General features: G+C 58.0%; 12 protein-coding genes and 1 pseudogene. 12 read left to right on the plus strand and 1 reads right to left on the minus strand.

The annotated features are described in order from the left end of the window. Positions 1-1206 carry an MFS transporter gene (locus tag ACNAZS_RS17645; protein WP_415791667.1) on the plus strand — a complete coding sequence of 402 codons (1206 nt, stop codon included), beginning with the start codon at positions 1-3 and terminating at the stop codon, positions 1204-1206. A gap of 59 nt (positions 1207-1265) precedes the next feature. Here the strand turns inward: ACNAZS_RS17645 and ACNAZS_RS17650 are convergent, their stop codons facing one another. Beyond that, positions 1266-1568, minus strand: a complete 303-nt coding sequence (locus tag ACNAZS_RS17650) for a hypothetical protein (RefSeq protein ID WP_415791669.1) — start codon at positions 1566-1568, stop codon at positions 1266-1268. Between the two features lie 885 nt (positions 1569-2453). Here ACNAZS_RS17650 and ACNAZS_RS17655 point away from each other — a divergent pair. The 11 genes and pseudogenes from ACNAZS_RS17655 to ACNAZS_RS17705 all read left to right on the plus strand — a co-directional run bounded on the left by ACNAZS_RS17655 (position 2454) and on the right by ACNAZS_RS17705 (position 15166). Next, positions 2454-3128, plus strand: a complete 675-nt coding sequence (locus ACNAZS_RS17655) for a heavy metal response regulator transcription factor (protein WP_415791671.1) — start codon at positions 2454-2456, stop codon at positions 3126-3128. Further along, positions 3125-4507: a heavy metal sensor histidine kinase gene (locus ACNAZS_RS17660; RefSeq protein ID WP_415791673.1), complete on the plus strand. Its 1383-nt coding sequence runs from the start codon at positions 3125-3127 to the stop codon at positions 4505-4507. Before ACNAZS_RS17655 ends, ACNAZS_RS17660 begins: the two co-directional genes overlap by 4 nt. A 110-nt stretch (positions 4508-4617) precedes the next feature. Further along, on the plus strand, positions 4618-5769 hold a 1152-nt coding region (locus ACNAZS_RS17665; protein WP_415791675.1), incomplete at its 3' end, for a copper resistance system multicopper oxidase. A gap of 15 nt (positions 5770-5784) precedes the next feature. Then, a pseudogene (locus ACNAZS_RS17670) lies at positions 5785-6393 on the plus strand (multicopper oxidase domain-containing protein); the annotation flags it as partial. Between the two features lie 10 nt (positions 6394-6403). Then, entirely contained in the window at positions 6404-7315 is a 912-nt protein-coding gene (locus ACNAZS_RS17675) for a copper resistance protein B (RefSeq protein ID WP_415791677.1), read from the plus strand. A gap of 99 nt (positions 7316-7414) precedes the next feature. Further along, positions 7415-7798 (plus strand): copper homeostasis periplasmic binding protein CopC, encoded by a 384-nt coding sequence (gene copC, locus ACNAZS_RS17680; RefSeq protein ID WP_415791679.1) that lies wholly within the window; start codon positions 7415-7417, stop codon positions 7796-7798. A 4-nt stretch (positions 7799-7802) separates the two neighbouring features. Continuing rightward, positions 7803-8732 carry a copper homeostasis membrane protein CopD gene (gene copD / locus ACNAZS_RS17685; RefSeq protein WP_415791681.1) on the plus strand — a complete coding sequence of 310 codons (930 nt, stop codon included), beginning with the start codon at positions 7803-7805 and terminating at the stop codon, positions 8730-8732. 117 nt (positions 8733-8849) lie between these two features. Further along, a complete protein-coding gene (locus ACNAZS_RS17690) occupies positions 8850-9326 on the plus strand; it encodes a DUF411 domain-containing protein (RefSeq protein ID WP_415791683.1) in 477 nt (158 codons plus the stop codon). 265 nt (positions 9327-9591) lie between these two features. After that, positions 9592-11784, plus strand: a complete 2193-nt coding sequence (locus ACNAZS_RS17695; RefSeq protein ID WP_415791941.1) for a copper-transporting P-type ATPase — start codon at positions 9592-9594, stop codon at positions 11782-11784. A 423-nt stretch (positions 11785-12207) separates the two neighbouring features. Further along, a complete protein-coding gene (locus ACNAZS_RS17700) occupies positions 12208-12732 on the plus strand; it encodes a JAB domain-containing protein (protein ID WP_415791685.1) in 525 nt (174 codons plus the stop codon). 379 nt (positions 12733-13111) lie between these two features. Then, positions 13112-15166, plus strand: coding sequence for a ParB/RepB/Spo0J family partition protein (locus ACNAZS_RS17705; RefSeq protein ID WP_415791687.1), 2055 nt, complete (start codon positions 13112-13114; stop codon positions 15164-15166). The last annotated feature ends 115 nt before the right edge of the window (positions 15167-15281 follow it).

Below are 15281 nucleotides of genomic sequence, written 5' to 3' on the forward strand. Positions count from 1 at the left end.
ATGCGCCTTGCGAATCGCACGGGCGTGATTGCCGCACTGGGCACGACCCAGACGCTAGCGTGGGCGTCTTCATACTACCTGCCTGCCATGCTGGCCGAGCCCATGGCGCGGGACTTGGCTGTGACAACGCCCACCATTTTCGCAGCGTTCTCCTTCGCTTTGTTGATCTCCGCATTGCTGGGGCCTTACTCGGGCAGAGCCATTGACCGGTGGGGTGGAAGGCCGGTGCTGATGGCGACCAACGTGATCTTTGCTGCCGGCCTGGGTTGGCTCGGCAGTGCCGACACCCTCGTCGGACTTTTCGCGGCCTGGCTGATCTTGGGCATCGGCATGGGGAGCGGACTCTACGAAGCGGCATTCGCATCGTTGGTTCGTCTGTATGGCCACGAATCACGCAACGCGATTGCTGGCATTACACTCATCGCGGGGTTTGCCAGCACGGTGGGGTGGCCGCTATCCACTTTTCTAGAAGTGCACATAGGTTGGCGAGGCGCGTGCTATATCTGGGCCATGCTGCACCTCGTGCTGGCGTTGCCGCTGAATGCTTTGCTGCCTTCGGCCGCACTGCCTCGTAGCGAGAAGTCCGTGGCACCCATCGAGACTGTGCAGCCTGCCTCGCGCTCCAGCTCATTGCGAGCGTCGATACTGCTCGCCGTGGTGTTCGCTGTGACGTGGTTCATCAGCACGGCGATGGCGGCTCATTTGCCGCACTTATTGACAGCCGGCGGGGTGACACTTGCTGCAGCCGTCGCCGCCGGTGCGCTCGTAGGGCCGGCTCAGGTTGGCGCACGGCTGCTGGAGTTCGGTATCCTTCGCCGTGTACACCCTTTGTTTTCGGCGCGCCTGGCAAGCCTCATGCATCCGCTGGGCGCGGCAGTCTTTGCGGTACTGGGCGCGCCCGCCGCTGCGGCCTTCGTTATTTTTCATGGGGCAGGCAACGGCATTTTGACCATCGCCAAGGGTACGCTGCCATTGGCACTGTTCGGGCCACAAGGCTATGGCGAGCGACAAGGACTGTTGATGATTCCCGCTCGCATCACGCAGGCGTTGGCGCCTTGGCTCTTCGGGCTTTGCCTGAACCGGTGGGGAATCGGAGCACTGTGGTTATCCAGCGGACTGGGCCTCATTGCGTTCGCTGCACTTCTGCTTCTTCGTGGCACATCGGACGTTCGTCATACGGCAGCGATTGCCAAGGCTGGGCACTGATTGTCCTAACGGGCGCTGTTCAAACGAAAGCCAAAATGGCATCGACGTATTTCTGCGAATCACTCACCCCGTTTTAAACGAGCAGTTCGAGCGACTAATACGTCACGCCAGTTCAATTCGAGTTCTTTCTTGTCTTTACCACCAGTCAACGTCGTCTCTAGCCAGTCTGCAAAAGCCATGTCATTGCCGGGCTGCCGAAGGTTTTGGACTGGCACGAGATGCACCGTACAGAGCGATGGCGAATCAAGGTGACCGCAGGGAGTCTGGGCTGGCGGCAGCAGTGGCATTTCAGCAACCGGATCGCTAAACGCAGCCAGCAGAGACTGTATTTTGACCGTGCGTCCGTCTAGAAGATCATGCAAACACCGACACCGGTCTGAAGCAAGTATCCGGACATCGGTATATCCAGCATCATGCGCCCGGCGAAGAACCTCAAAATTATGACGGAGCGAAATCGCTGTTTCCACGACGCTCGGATGTAGCAATCCGACGAGTACGTCCTTAGCGTCTGTTCAACGTGGAAGTCACTCCCGACCAAGCTTGCGTCTTCGTGGAGCTTGGCGTGATCGATCAGCTTCAGACTATGGTGGCGCCGGCATCGGACTGATGCGCTCGGTTCGCCGTCCCTGCAAGGGCGGCGAACCTTTTATTTGGCCAGCACCTTGTGGCAGTCGTTTTGGGCGCATGGATACCTCGCTGGATCCTATGCCAAGACATGGCGCTAAACCGAGAGGTGGGTAATGTCCATAGCCCCTGTTTAGCCAGTTAGTCCGCTTGTCCGTTATGCGGCTTTTTAGACGATTCCGCTTGAAACTGAAGCAGTCAGCGCGAGCCGGTCAACGACGATGACTCGCCGCAGCGGTGCGGAATTTTAGCTATTCAGCGCTGCTGGGTGAACTTCTGGTCATTCGCATAAACATGCGCAGAGGGCGAGACGCTGAAGAAAACGTTGACCTTCCCATGTTGGAAGGCTTCATGCTATGTCGGAACATATTCGATCGTAGAATTGCATATGCTGTATTGCGGTATCTGGGCCATAAGGCTAGTAACACGCGGAAAGGTGTCCCTACCAAAGGCGGAGCGGCGGCCATCCTCCCTCGTGCTTAAGGCAAAGGTTTGTAAGATGGGGGATCTGGCAAGGTCAAAACGGCCGGGCAGATCCTTTTAACATGACGCACCCTGCATAACAGCTATCGCCATGATCTGCATTGACTCCTGATACTTAAGTAAGGCGAGCGGAGAAATTTATGCGAATACTGGTCATCGAAGACGAGCGAAAACTCGCCGACTATCTGCAAAAGGGACTTAGTCAACAGAACTACGTGGTAGATGTTGCTCGCGACGGGCAAGATGGCAGGCACGCGGCTCTTGAAGGAAACTACGATTTGGTGGTTCTTGACGTGATGCTTCCCGACATAGACGGGTTTGGCATTCTCGCTGATTTGCGTCAACGCAAAGACACGCCAGTTTTGATGCTGACTGCGAGGGACAAGGTCGAAGATAGAGTTCGCGGCTTGGAAGGTGGGGCCGATGACTATCTCGTCAAGCCCTTTGCATTTTCAGAGCTACTCGCCCGAATCCATGCGCTGCTTCGGCGCGGTCGAGTACAGGAATCCACCCTGCTAACGCTCGGCGATTTGGAGCTCGACTTGGCACGCCGCAAGGCCAGCCGTGCGGGCACACGCCTAGACCTTACGGCGAAAGAGTTCACCTTGCTCGCGCTGATGCTGCGACGCCGCGGCGAGGTGTTATCCCGAACCATGCTTGCTGAGCAAGTGTGGGACATGAACTTCGATGGCGATACAAATGTCATCGAGGTTGCTGTTCGTCGCCTACGGGCGAAAATCGATGACTCCTTCGACACGAAACTTTTGCATACCGTCCGTGGTATGGGGTATGTCCTGGAGCTACGCGATCAATGAAACGTTGGCGCATTGCTTCCATTGAGTTACGCCTCACTTTATTACTGGGCATCATTGCACTCGTGGTATCGAGTGTCGCTGGATACACGCTATTTTTGGCGCTAAAGCGAGAAGTGCAAAGCCAGGAAATGACCGAAGTGGCGGGAAAGCTTGAGCTAATCGAACACTTGGTTAGCATGCAGACAACACCGCACCGGTTGGAAGGACTACGTGAGACCTTGGACCCTATCCTCGTGGGTCACGCGAACTTGAAAGTCTGGATTCTTGGGAAAGCCGGCGAGGTTCTGTACGGGGAGGAGCGTCCGCAGTCCTTAACTGCCGTATCCGGCGATGAAGTTCTTCTTGAAACGCGTGAAGGTTGGAATATGCGCGGCTTACGCGTACGACTCGACGGTGTTGCGTTTTCCGAAGCAGAGCTGATAGTTGCCGCAGACGTAAGGCCAAGCGCGCGGTTCCTATACGTTTTTGCGACGGCATTGTTGTTCATCTGTACGGTATGGATCGGCGCCACCGTGGTCCTGTCCGCTTGGGCAGTGCGTCGCTCATTAGCACCTATTCGGCGCCTATCCGCGCAGGCAGCCTGTATTCAGCCAGATAACTTGGCCGTACGTCTCCCGGAGGCAGAAATCGACCGGGAATTGAGGGAATTCACTCACACCTTCAACAGCATGTTGAGTCGGGTGCAGACCGCCTATCAGCAGATGGAAGGATTTAATGCGGATGTAGCACACGAGCTGCGCACACCTCTGGCTACGCTGATAAATGGAACGGAGGTTGTGCTGTCATCCTCTCATTCGATGCAGGATCTACGGGATCTTTTAGGGTCCAATCTTGAGGAGCTCGGAGGTCTTAAGGCGCTGATCAACGATATGCTCTTTCTTGCGCGAGCCGACGGCGGGGAATTGGCGCGTGACCTGCAGCAAGTTCATATTGACCAGGAAGTTGCACGCGTGGTGGAGTTCTACGAAGCGCGCCTGGAAGACGCCGGGGTATCGGTACAAACCTATGGTGACAGCATTGTCGTGGCCAACCCACGTTTGTTGAGGCGTGCCATTGCAAATTTGATGTCCAACGCGATAAAGGCCACGCCCCGCGGCCAATTCATAGAGATTCACTGTGTCGCTCGGGACGACGAAGTAGAGATTCGAGTACGAAATCCTGGCACTCCTATTGCTGCCGACGCGCTGCCACGTATCTTCGATCGTTTTTACCGCACAGATGACTCCCGAAGCAGGCGCGCTGAGGGACACGGGCTGGGGCTGGCGATTGTGCGAGCCATCGCCCTGATGCACGGCGGACACGCGTTCGCAGTAGCGGACAGCCAAGGATCGGAAGTGGGCTTCACCGTAGCCACTTCCTCCAACATTACAGAAAAGTAATCTTTCCGACAGCTTGTGGTGGGGGGCTGATCACTACAGTGGAGAGTGATCGGGTAGCCCGTGCTCCCCCGGACTCTAGCCCGATCATTATTGATGGATTAGACAGCCCCATGCAGACCAAAACCTCGCGGCGCACCTTCGTCAGAACTCTTGCCGTCACCGGAGTGATGGGTGGCCTAGGCCTATGGCGTACGCCGGTTTGGGCGGTAAACGACACTCGCCTTCCCCAAGTATTGACCGGTACAGAGTTCGACCTATCTATCGAAGAGACCCCGATTAACGTCACTGGTAATGCGCGTACTGCCATGACTATCAATGGCGGGCTGCCCGGCCCTTTACTTCGATGGCGCGAAGGCGACACGATCACTCTGCGCGTTCGGAACAAGCTCAAGGAAACTACGTCGATCCATTGGCACGGCATTTTGCTTCCGGCCAATATGGACGGAGTTCCGGGGTTGAGCTTCCATGGCATCGCTCCGGATGGAATGTATGTCTATCAGTTCAAGGTGAGGCAGAACGGAACTTACTGGTATCACAGTCATTCCGGGCTTCAGGAGCAATCCGGCGTCTATGGACCGCTCGTGATCGACGCCAAAGACCCTGAACCCTTCACTTACGACCGTGATTACGTTGTCATGCTGTCCGATTGGACGGATGAGGATCCCGAAGATGTCATGAGGAAACTCAAGAAACAGTCTGACTACTACAACTTTCATAAGCGCACAGTTGGCGATTTCATCAGCGACGTGAAAACAAAGGGCTGGGCCGCGACGGTTGCGGATCGCAAGATGTGGGCCGAGATGAAGATGAATCCCACCGATCTCGCCGACGTCAGTGGCTACACCTATACCTACCTCTTGAATGGTCACGCACCTGACGGCGGGTGGACGGGCATTTTCCGACCTGGCGAGCGCATACGTTTGCGTTTCATCAACGGCTCTGCGATGAGCTATTTCGACGTACGCATCCCAGGGTTGAAATTGACGGTAGTGGCGGCTGATGGCCAATACGTCAATCCGGTTTCGGTCGATGAGTTCCGAATCGCTGTTGCGGAAACCTACGACGTTATCGTCGAGCCCGCGAGCGAGCAGGCGTACACCGTCTTTGCTCAGTCCATGGACCGTACGGGATTTGCGATGGGTACTCTGGCTGTCCGGGAAGGCTTGAAGGCACCTGTTCCTGCAATTGACCCCCGACCCCTCGTCACGATGGACGATATGGGAATGGGAGGAATGGACCATGGAAGCATGTCCGGAATGGACNNGGGCCAGATGNANGGCATGGATCATAGCCAGATGAAGGGTATGGACTCGGGCCAGATGCAGGGCATGGATCATAGCCAGATGAAGGGTATGGACGGCATGCAGTCTCATCCGGCTTCTGAGAACAACAATCCTCTCGTCGACATGCAAACAATGAGTCCCACTCCGAAGTTGGACGATCCTGGGCTCGGCTTGCGAAATAACGGGCGCCGCGTGTTGACCTATTCGGACCTTCGAAGCACGTTCGAAGACCCTGATGGGCGCGAACCCAGTCGCGCCATTGAGCTACACCTCACGGGGCACATGGAGAAGTTCGCATGGTCATTCGACGGAATTAAGTTCTCGGACTCCAAGCCCGTGCGCCTTAAATACGGAGAGAGGGTACGAATTGTTTTGGTGAACGACACCATGATGACTCACCCCATCCACCTGCATGGAATGTGGAGCGATCTTGAGGACGAAAATGGCAACTTCATGGTGCGCAAACACACTATTGACATGCCCCCCGGTTCAAAGCGTAGTTACCGTGTCACCGCCGATGCTTTAGGCCGTTGGGCATATCACTGCCATCTTCTGTTCCACATGGAAATGGGCATGTTCCGCGAAGTGCGCGTGGAAGAGTGAGGAATCGGACATGACTCTATCAATTCGTCAGAAGGCCCTGATTGCCGCAATTGCAACGATTGGGCTGGGGTTGGTGCAAACGCCGGCTGCTTTCGCCCAGTCCAGCCAAAGCGCTTCGGAAACATCAACAATGCCAGGTATGGATCACGCCACAATGCCGGGCTCGGATCGTTCGCCAGTGCCGACTATGGGGTTGCGCGCGCCGGCGGAAAGCCGGACACCTATCCCCGCACTAACGGATGCCGACCGACAAGCAGCCTTCTTGGATTCGGACGGGCATACGGTCCACGACAAGACTATCAATTCCTTCTTTCTGGTCGACCAATTGGAGTGGCAAGACGGTCGTGAAGGCGGATCTTTGAATTGGGATGTCAAGGGCTGGATAGGTGGCGATATCGACCGGTTGTGGATTCGCTCGGAAGGCGAACGCAGCAATGGCAAACTCGGTGAATCGGAGATTCAAGCACTTTGGGGGCATGCTGTAAGTCCCTGGTGGGATGTGGTCGGCGGGATTCGCCACGATTTCAAGCCGGGGTCATCGCAAAATTGGGCCGCGTTTGGCATACAAGGATTAGCGCTCTACAACTTCGAGGCAGAAGCCACTGCATTCGTCGGTGAGAATGGTCAGACCGCGGCGCGACTGAAGGGCGAGTACGACATACTCATTACGAACCGGCTTATTCTGCAGCCCACTGCAGAGATCAACTTCCATGGCAAGAACGACCGAGGGAGGAGCGTAGGCTCCGGTCTTTCAACCACGGAGGTTGGATTGAGGCTCAGATATGAAATCCGCCGCGAATTCGCGCCATACATCGGCGTGACGTGGAACCGCGCCTATGGAAACACTGCCGATTACGCACGTGCGGACGGTGAAGCCCGAAATGAAGCGCGATTTTTGGTGGGTGTTCGCATGTGGTTCTAGTGGTCGCGGACCCACCTTGTTCCTCGGCATATCCATAATTGATACCAGGGCCGATCGTGCCTGAACTTGCAAATCACATCATTAGCATTAAGGAAACATATGTCTACTTTTCGTACGTCGCTCAGCATTGCAGCCTTGGCCGGTGGGCTCTTTTTCAGTGCGTTGGCACAAGCTCATCCCAAACTCATATCGTCCGACCCGCAAGCCAATGCTGAGACAGTCTCACCAACAAAAATAGAGTTGCACTTCTCTGAGACTCTCGTCACCCAGTTCTCTGGCGCTAAGTTGGTAATGACAGGGATGCCCGGCATGACGCATTCGCCTATGTCGGTCGACGCTAATGTTTCGGGTGGCACAGACGGTAAGACTATGATCATCACCCCGGCCAAACCTCTCGTGACTGGTACTTATCGAGTCGAGTGGCGTGCCGTTTCATCGGATACTCACCCTGTAACGGGCAGTCTTTCATTCAGCGTGAAGTAGCCCAATGACCGATTGGCTCAATGTGGGGGTGCGCTTCGCGCTGTACGTCGATCTGATGCTGCTTTTCGGCTTGCCGCTCTTTGCTCTTTACAACTTCAGGCATGAGCAACGCCTGGCAAAGGAAGCACTCAGGTTTGATTCGCTTATGGTCGGACTAGCGAGTCTCGGTTTACTGCTATCCGTTTGCAGTATGGTTTTGCTTGCCAAATCGATGAGCGGCGCCTCACATTTTATTGAGCTTAAGCAGCATATATTCGGCATGATGATTACAGGCACCGATGCCGGCTTGGCGTGTGCAGTACGGATCGGGGCGCTGTTTCTCTCCATACTTTGTTTGGCACTCATGAGGCGTTGGCGGCTCGCTAGTTTGGGCTTGACCGTTGGTCTTTCGGCGATTGCCCTCGCTACGCTCGCCTGGAGCGGGCACGGTGCCATGGATGAGGGGACGCGCCGGTACGTTCATTTCACTGCTGACATTCTTCATTTGCTTGCCGCAGCGGGATGGATAGGAGCGCTGGCCGCGTTCGCGTTACTGTTACGCCCATCTAAACGTGACTCCTACAATCAGATGCGGCTGCTGAGCCACGGACTGTCAGGATTTGCGGTAATTGGAACGATCATTGTCATCATTCTTGCGATAACGGGGATCGTAAATTATTTACTCATCGTGGGTCCTACCCTCGCAGGCATCGTGTCCAGCTTTTATGGTGTGCTGCTGCTAATTAAGCTCGGTTTGTTCGCTGCAATGCTCGGACTAGCGGCCGCGAACCGCTTTCATCTAAGTCCTTTGCTGGAGCGGGCGATAGCCCACGGCGATCATGGATCAGCAGTAGCGTCCTTACGAAAAAGCTTAATTTTCGAAGCTAGCGCCGCGGTTTTGATTCTGGCGGTGGTCGCTTGGCTCGGAACTCTGAGTCCATCTGGGTCGATGTGAGCCGGCGTATTGCCGGCTCGCTTACCACACGATAACCCGGTGGATCGCATTGCGCGGTAGACGGTGTCCCGGCGGTTGCATCATCACTAACCGTTCAAAGAATTTTTGAAAGCGTGAATGACTACAATGAATACCACACATCCGCAGGCACTCCGAAGAGCGCTATTAACGGCGCTCATACTGTCTCCTATTGGGGCCTTGGCACAGACGGCAACAACAGTCGAAGTCTGGAAAACACCGGATTGCGGTTGCTGTAAAGACTGGGTCAAGTATCTTCGGAGCAACGGATTCCGCGTTGTCGCCCATGACGTTAGTGATACTTCCTCCTTCCGTCGCCGAAACGGCATCCCAGACGAGTACGGCTCGTGCCATTCTGCCCTAGTAGAAGAGTACGCACTGGAGGGGCATGTGCCTGCCAAGGAGATCAAGCGTTTGCTGCGCGAACGTCCTGTCGCGGTGGGACTTACCGTTCCGAGCATGCCGCTCGGATCGCCCGGAATGGATGGTCCCGAATATGAAGGCCGAAAATTTCCTTATGACGTTTTCCTCATCGCACGAGGAGGGAAAGCCAGCGTCTACCAAACGTATCGTTAGCCCGGCAGGCTGGGCAAGCCGGTCATGAGTAGATGTGTCGGTCATGTTCTTTCTCAGGCCATAGGGTAGGGACTGCGACTTTTCTCAGACCTTGACATTCCAAAGATGGCAAGGTTTATCGTGCGGGAACGCATCGTTTGTGGAGGCCAGTATGGAAGAAAAGCTCAAGGAATCGTCCGACGCCGCCGGTCGTCCCTATCTTGAAGGCGAAAAGCCAGCAGACCATGATTCTCAAGGTCATGCTCCGCACCAACATGCTGCCGCTATGGCCGGCCATAGCGAGCTTTGCCACGGGCACGGTACAGGCCGCCAAAGTGCGAACGCGAAAAAAACGGCTACGCCGGATGCTGAATACACTTGTCCCATGCATCCCCAAATCCGGCAGATCGGCCCAGGGAGTTGCCCGATTTGTGGAATGGCACTTGAGCCCGTAACGGCGTCTCTGAACGATGAGCAGCAAGGCCATGAACTGCACGATTTCACGCGGCGGTTCTGGGTCGGTCTGGTGCTTACCATGCCGGTGTTCGCGCTTGAAATGGGCGGGCATCTAGTCAATATTCACGGCATCATTGCACCTCAGGTGTCCAATTGGATACAACTCTTGCTTGCTACGCCTGTCGTGCTGTGGGCGGGATGGCCCTTCTTTGAGCGAGCCTGGAAATCTCTGGTCTTTCGCAGCCTGAATATGTTTACGCTCATTGCGCTGGGGACAGGTGTGGCGTGGCTCTACAGTGTTTTTGCCACCGTGGCCCCGCAGTGGTTTCCGGAAAATTTTCGGCCGCAAGGTGCTGTGGCGGTGTACTTCGAGGCGGCAGCGGTTATTACAGTGCTCGTACTGTTGGGGCAACTTCTAGAGTTACGGGCGCGCGAACGTACGTCTGGAGCCATCAAGGCGTTGTTGAATCTAGCGCCAAAAACGGCCGTCAAAGTCAATGCGGACGGCACGGACGAGACCGTCGAGCTGGACACGGTCCAGGTAGGAGAAAAGCTGCGGGTGCGACCCGGCGAGAAGGTGCCGGTCGATGGCGAGGTCATCGAGGGACGCTGCACCATCGACGAATCCATGGTCACGGGCGAACCTATTCCCGTTGCGAAGTCTCCCGGTTCACCCGTCACCGCCGGCACCTTGAACCAGACCGGTAGCTTTGTCATGCGTGCCGACCGCGTAGGCGCTGACACTCTCCTGGCGCAGATTGTGCAAATGGTGGCATCGGCGCAACGCAGCCGCGCACCGATTCAACGGCTCGCCGATCAGGTGGCCGCCTGGTTCGTACCCGTTGTCATCCTCGTCTCGCTCGTTGCCTTTGGCGCCTGGCTGCTTTGGGGGCCGGCGCCGGCTTTCTCGTACGCGCTGATTGCAATGGTTGCCGTGCTGATTATTGCGTGTCCCTGTGCATTAGGACTCGCCACCCCCATGTCTATCATGGTTGGTGTAGGACGCGCCGCGCAACACGGCGTGCTGATCCGTGATGCCGAGGTATTGGAGCAGATGCAAAAGGTGGATCTGGTCATTGTCGACAAAACTGGCACGCTAACCGAGGGACGGCCCAAGGTGACCGAGATTCAAGCAGCGAGCGCAATAGACGGAAAAACCCTCCTCCAGCTCTTGGCCAGCGTCGAGCGTGCGAGCGAACATCCCTTGGCCGCAGCCATCGTCGCAGCCGCGCAAGAGCAGAACTTGGCGCTATTGCCCGTGACGGATTTCGATTCCCCGGTGGGTAAAGGCGTAATGGGCACTGTCGAGGGACGCCGTGTGGTCTGTGGTAGCGCGAGGTTCCTGACGGAACAAGGCGTTGCCGTGCCGTCGACAGAGGCCGGCGAAGCGGTTCGCGCCAAAGGCGCCACTGTCATTCACGTGGGCATCGATGCTGCCTACGCCGGCTTCGTGGGCATCGCGGATCCGATCAAAGCCTCCACACCGCAAGCGATACAGGCGCTACACGACGCAGGCATCAAGGTCGTCATGCTTACGGGCGATAGCAAAACCACCGCGCAGGCCGTGGCGCAGCAACTGGGCATTGATGAGGCAATCGGGGAGGTCTTGCCTGAAGACAAAAGTGCAGCGGTCAAGCGCTATCAAGCGGAAGGCCGGATCGTGGCCATGGCTGGCGACGGCGTTAACGATGCGCCGGCGCTCGCCGCGGCGGACGTAGGCATCGCCATGGGAACCGGAACAGACGTTGCGATGGAAAGCGCGGGTGTGACGCTGCTCAAAGGCGATCTTATGGGCATCGTGCGGGCGCGACGCGCGTCTCAAGCAACCATGCGAAACATCAAACAGAACTTATTCTTCGCTTTTGTCTATAACGCAGCAGGCATCCCCGTCGCAGCAGGTGTTCTCTATCCGATATTCGGCATTCTTCTGTCGCCTGTGATTGCAGCGGCGGCAATGGCCCTGTCGTCCGTAAGTGTCATCGGCAATGCGTTGCGGCTTCGCACGGCTCGTATCGATTCTTAGTATGTCCGCGTCCCGAAGCTTGGAAGATCGGCGGCATGGTCATTCGGTTTAAGCGCTTGATTCTGTGGTCGAACGAAAGATCCCGCACGATGCGAAGCGAATTACTTCGCTGTGTGTCTCCCGGCCTAGCCGGGTCGCGGTCCTCCAGGTTCGCTAGCCGCTCATCCCTGATGGGACGGGCACAGCCCGCCTTGCGCATCCCTGACACCTGCGCGCTCTCGCTTGCCAACCACCTGCACCGTCTGCCGTTGTAAGAGGGGCGGCCTTGCTTTCCTTTCATGGTCTCACACCGTTCTCGCTGTCAAGGACTGCGCGAAGCGCTAGCGGCCGCAACGTGGCCGTCTTCGATCCCTGACTGCTTGCGCTGCGGCGTGAGCCCTCCGGTTCCAGGCAATTCCGCCTGATTCCGATCCGGAGGCTGTCATGGACCAATATTCCCTTTTCACCGATGTCGATCTCACGCGCACGGGAGCGCTGCTGTTGCGCGATTCGGCCGGCGAAGTACGCCCGGCTAGCCGCAAGGAAATCCTGCGAGTGGCGCGCGAACTGGTGACGATCAACGAACTGTGTGGCAAGGATTTGAGCAGTCCGACCAAGACGAAGGACTTTCTCCGGCTGCGCTTGGCTTCTCTGGAACATGAGGTCTGCGGGCTGCTCTTGCTCGATAGCCGAAACCATCTGATCACCTACCTGGAGCCGTTTCGTGGCACGCTGACGCAAGCCTCGATCTATCCACGAGAAATCGTCAAGCTGGTGATCCAGCACAACGCCGCATCGGTGATGCTGGTCCATAACCATCCGTCGGGCAATCCCGAGCCGAGCATGGCGGATCGGCACATGACGCAGATCATCAAGCAAGCCCTGGCACTGATCGATGTGCATTTGCTGGACCATTTCATCGTCGCGGGTTCCAAGATTGTCTCGATGTCCGAGCTGGGACAGATATAACCGGCGCGATGCGGGAGGCAACAGGCCTCCCTTTTTTTGCGTCATCGAATGATACGCACCAGGTTGATGACATCCCCCATTCATTGGCCGGATGCTCCGGCGAACAACTACTGGTTTTGACTCTCCGGCGTCCAGACGAAAAGCCCTGGGGTGAACGCCTGCGCGCGCCGGGTGGCGCTTGCCTGGCATGTCCGGGACGCTTATTCCGTCAAGGGCCGCGGCTGGCCCCCGTGTCCTCGCCTACGGCTGCGGGCCGCGCCATGGCCAGTCGCTTCCTCCCTTGACGGCGCGCCCCTGCCATGCCGCGTGGTGTTCATGGGACGAAGGGCCACCCCGGCCCTTCGTGCCCATGTGGGCATGCAACCCAAGGAGCAGCATCATGAACATCACCACTGTTATTTCGACCGCCACCGATACCCCCATCCAGGCAGTGGCCGACGACAAAGCCCTGCACACCACCGCGCAGCAGCAGGCGCAAGCCGTGCTGGACAAGGCACAGGCCTTCGCCCAGGAACCCGGGACCCTGCCCGATACGGCATCATTCCAAGCAGAACAAGACAGCCAGGAACCCGCCGAACTGCGATTCATTCCCCTGTCGCGGCTACGCATCTCCAAGAGCAACGTCCGCAAGACCAGCACCGTCCCGGTGGACGCGCTGGCCGAAAGCATTGTGCGCGTGGGCCTACTGCAAAACCTGATCGTCATCGCGCTGCCCGATGGTCTGTATGGCGTGGTCGGCGGCAAGCGGCGGCTGGCCGCTCTGCGCTTGCTGGCGCATCAAAAGCGGATCGGCAAAGACCAGAGCATTCCCTGCCTCGTCGTGCCCGACGGCAGCGCTGTGATCGTCAGCTTGACCGAGAACGTGCAGCGCGAAGCGATGCATCCCGCCGACCAGTTCGAGGCATTCATGGCGCTGGTGATCGAAGGGCGTCCGGTAGAGGATATCGCGGCAGATTTCAGCGTGACCCCGCTGGTGGTGTTGCGGCGCTTGAAGCTCGCCAGCGTATCACCGCGCCTGTTGGCCGACTACCGGGCAGGCAATGTCACGCTCGACCAGCTCATGGCCCTGGCAATCACGGAAGACCATAAGACGCAGGAAGCCGCGTTCTACGACGCGCCACAGCATGAGCGCGAAGCCTACGCCTTGCGTCGGCGCATCACCCACAGCGAGGTCGACGCCTCGCGCAACGTGCTGGCCCGATTCGTCGGCATAGAAGCCTACGAGGCAGTAGGCGGCGGTATCCGGCGCGACCTGTTTGCGGAGGACGGTCAGGGCGTCTACCTGACCGATGCGGGCCTACTGCATCGGCTGGCGACGGCCAAGCTCGATGCGTTCGCCGCCGATATCCGGACCGAAGGCTGGAAATGGGTCGATGCCATCCCCGCCATTGGCTATAGCGAACTGGCTGCGTTTCGGCGGGCGCAGCAGACCGAGCGCCAACTCCGTGCGCGGGAAGCCAAGCGGCTCGCCAAGCTCCAAGCCGCCCAAGCACGTATCGAGGAAGCGCTACACGCCGCCGAAGACGCCGAGGATGAAGCCGCAGCCACCAAGCTCTACGAGCAAGGCGACCGGGTGGGCGAGGCACTGGACGCGCTCTTTGCGTCCCTGCTGGTCTACACGCCTGAAACGATGGCGGCATCCGGGGCGATTGTGACGGTGGACCGCGACGGTGAACTGGCCGTGCATCGCGGACTGCTGCGCCCGGAGGACATCAAGGCGGCAGCCCAGACTGCAAAGACACCGCCCACCGAGGGTGAAGGCAACGGAAGCGAAAGTAGCAATACGGATGACAACCCCGCGCCGGGCAAAACCCTGTCGGATCGGCTGGCCCGCAACCTGAGTGCGCATCGCACGGCCGCACTGCAAGCTGAACTTGCACGCAAGCCGGACGTGGCACTCGTCGCGCTCACGCATCGGTTGGCGCTGTCGGTGTACTACCACGATAGCCGGGCCAGCCTGCTGCAACTGTCCGTTCATCCGCAAGACGGCCTCGAACGTCATGCCCCTGAACTGGCCCAGGGTAAGGCCGCAGCGGACTTCGACGCGCTGCGTTCGGTGTGGCGCGACCGTCTGCCCGCCCAGGCGGACGAACTCTTCGATGCGCTGCGACAACTCAAACGCGCCGACTTGCTGGCGCTGCTGGCGGTTTGCACCGCCAGCATGATCGATGCCGTCACCAGCAACGAGCACGACACCCGCGCCGACACGCTGGCTCGCGCCGTGGCGCTAGACATGACTGTGTACTGGAAACCCAGCGCCGAGGGGTATTTCAACCACGTTTCCAAGGCGCAGATCCTGGCCGGATTCAAGGCGTTCAAACCGGGCGAGATCAGCCGCGTGAGCGGGTACAAGAAGGCGCTGATGGCAGGAGAGGCCGGGCAACACGCCACGGCCAGCGGGTGGTTGCCTGCGATGCTGCAAACCCCGGCCTAAGCCGATAGCGCGGCTCAACGCGGTGGGGAAACCTGTCGCGTCGCCCGCCGTTCGCTGCCCTTGGATTTTGGGTAGCGGGCGGCGGGCGTTTTGCGTGGCCTATCGAGGTCCGCAC

This window comes from Bordetella tumulicola, assembly GCF_965138755.1.
Lineage (GTDB): Bacteria > Pseudomonadota > Gammaproteobacteria > Burkholderiales > Burkholderiaceae_B > Bordetella_A > Bordetella_A tumulicola.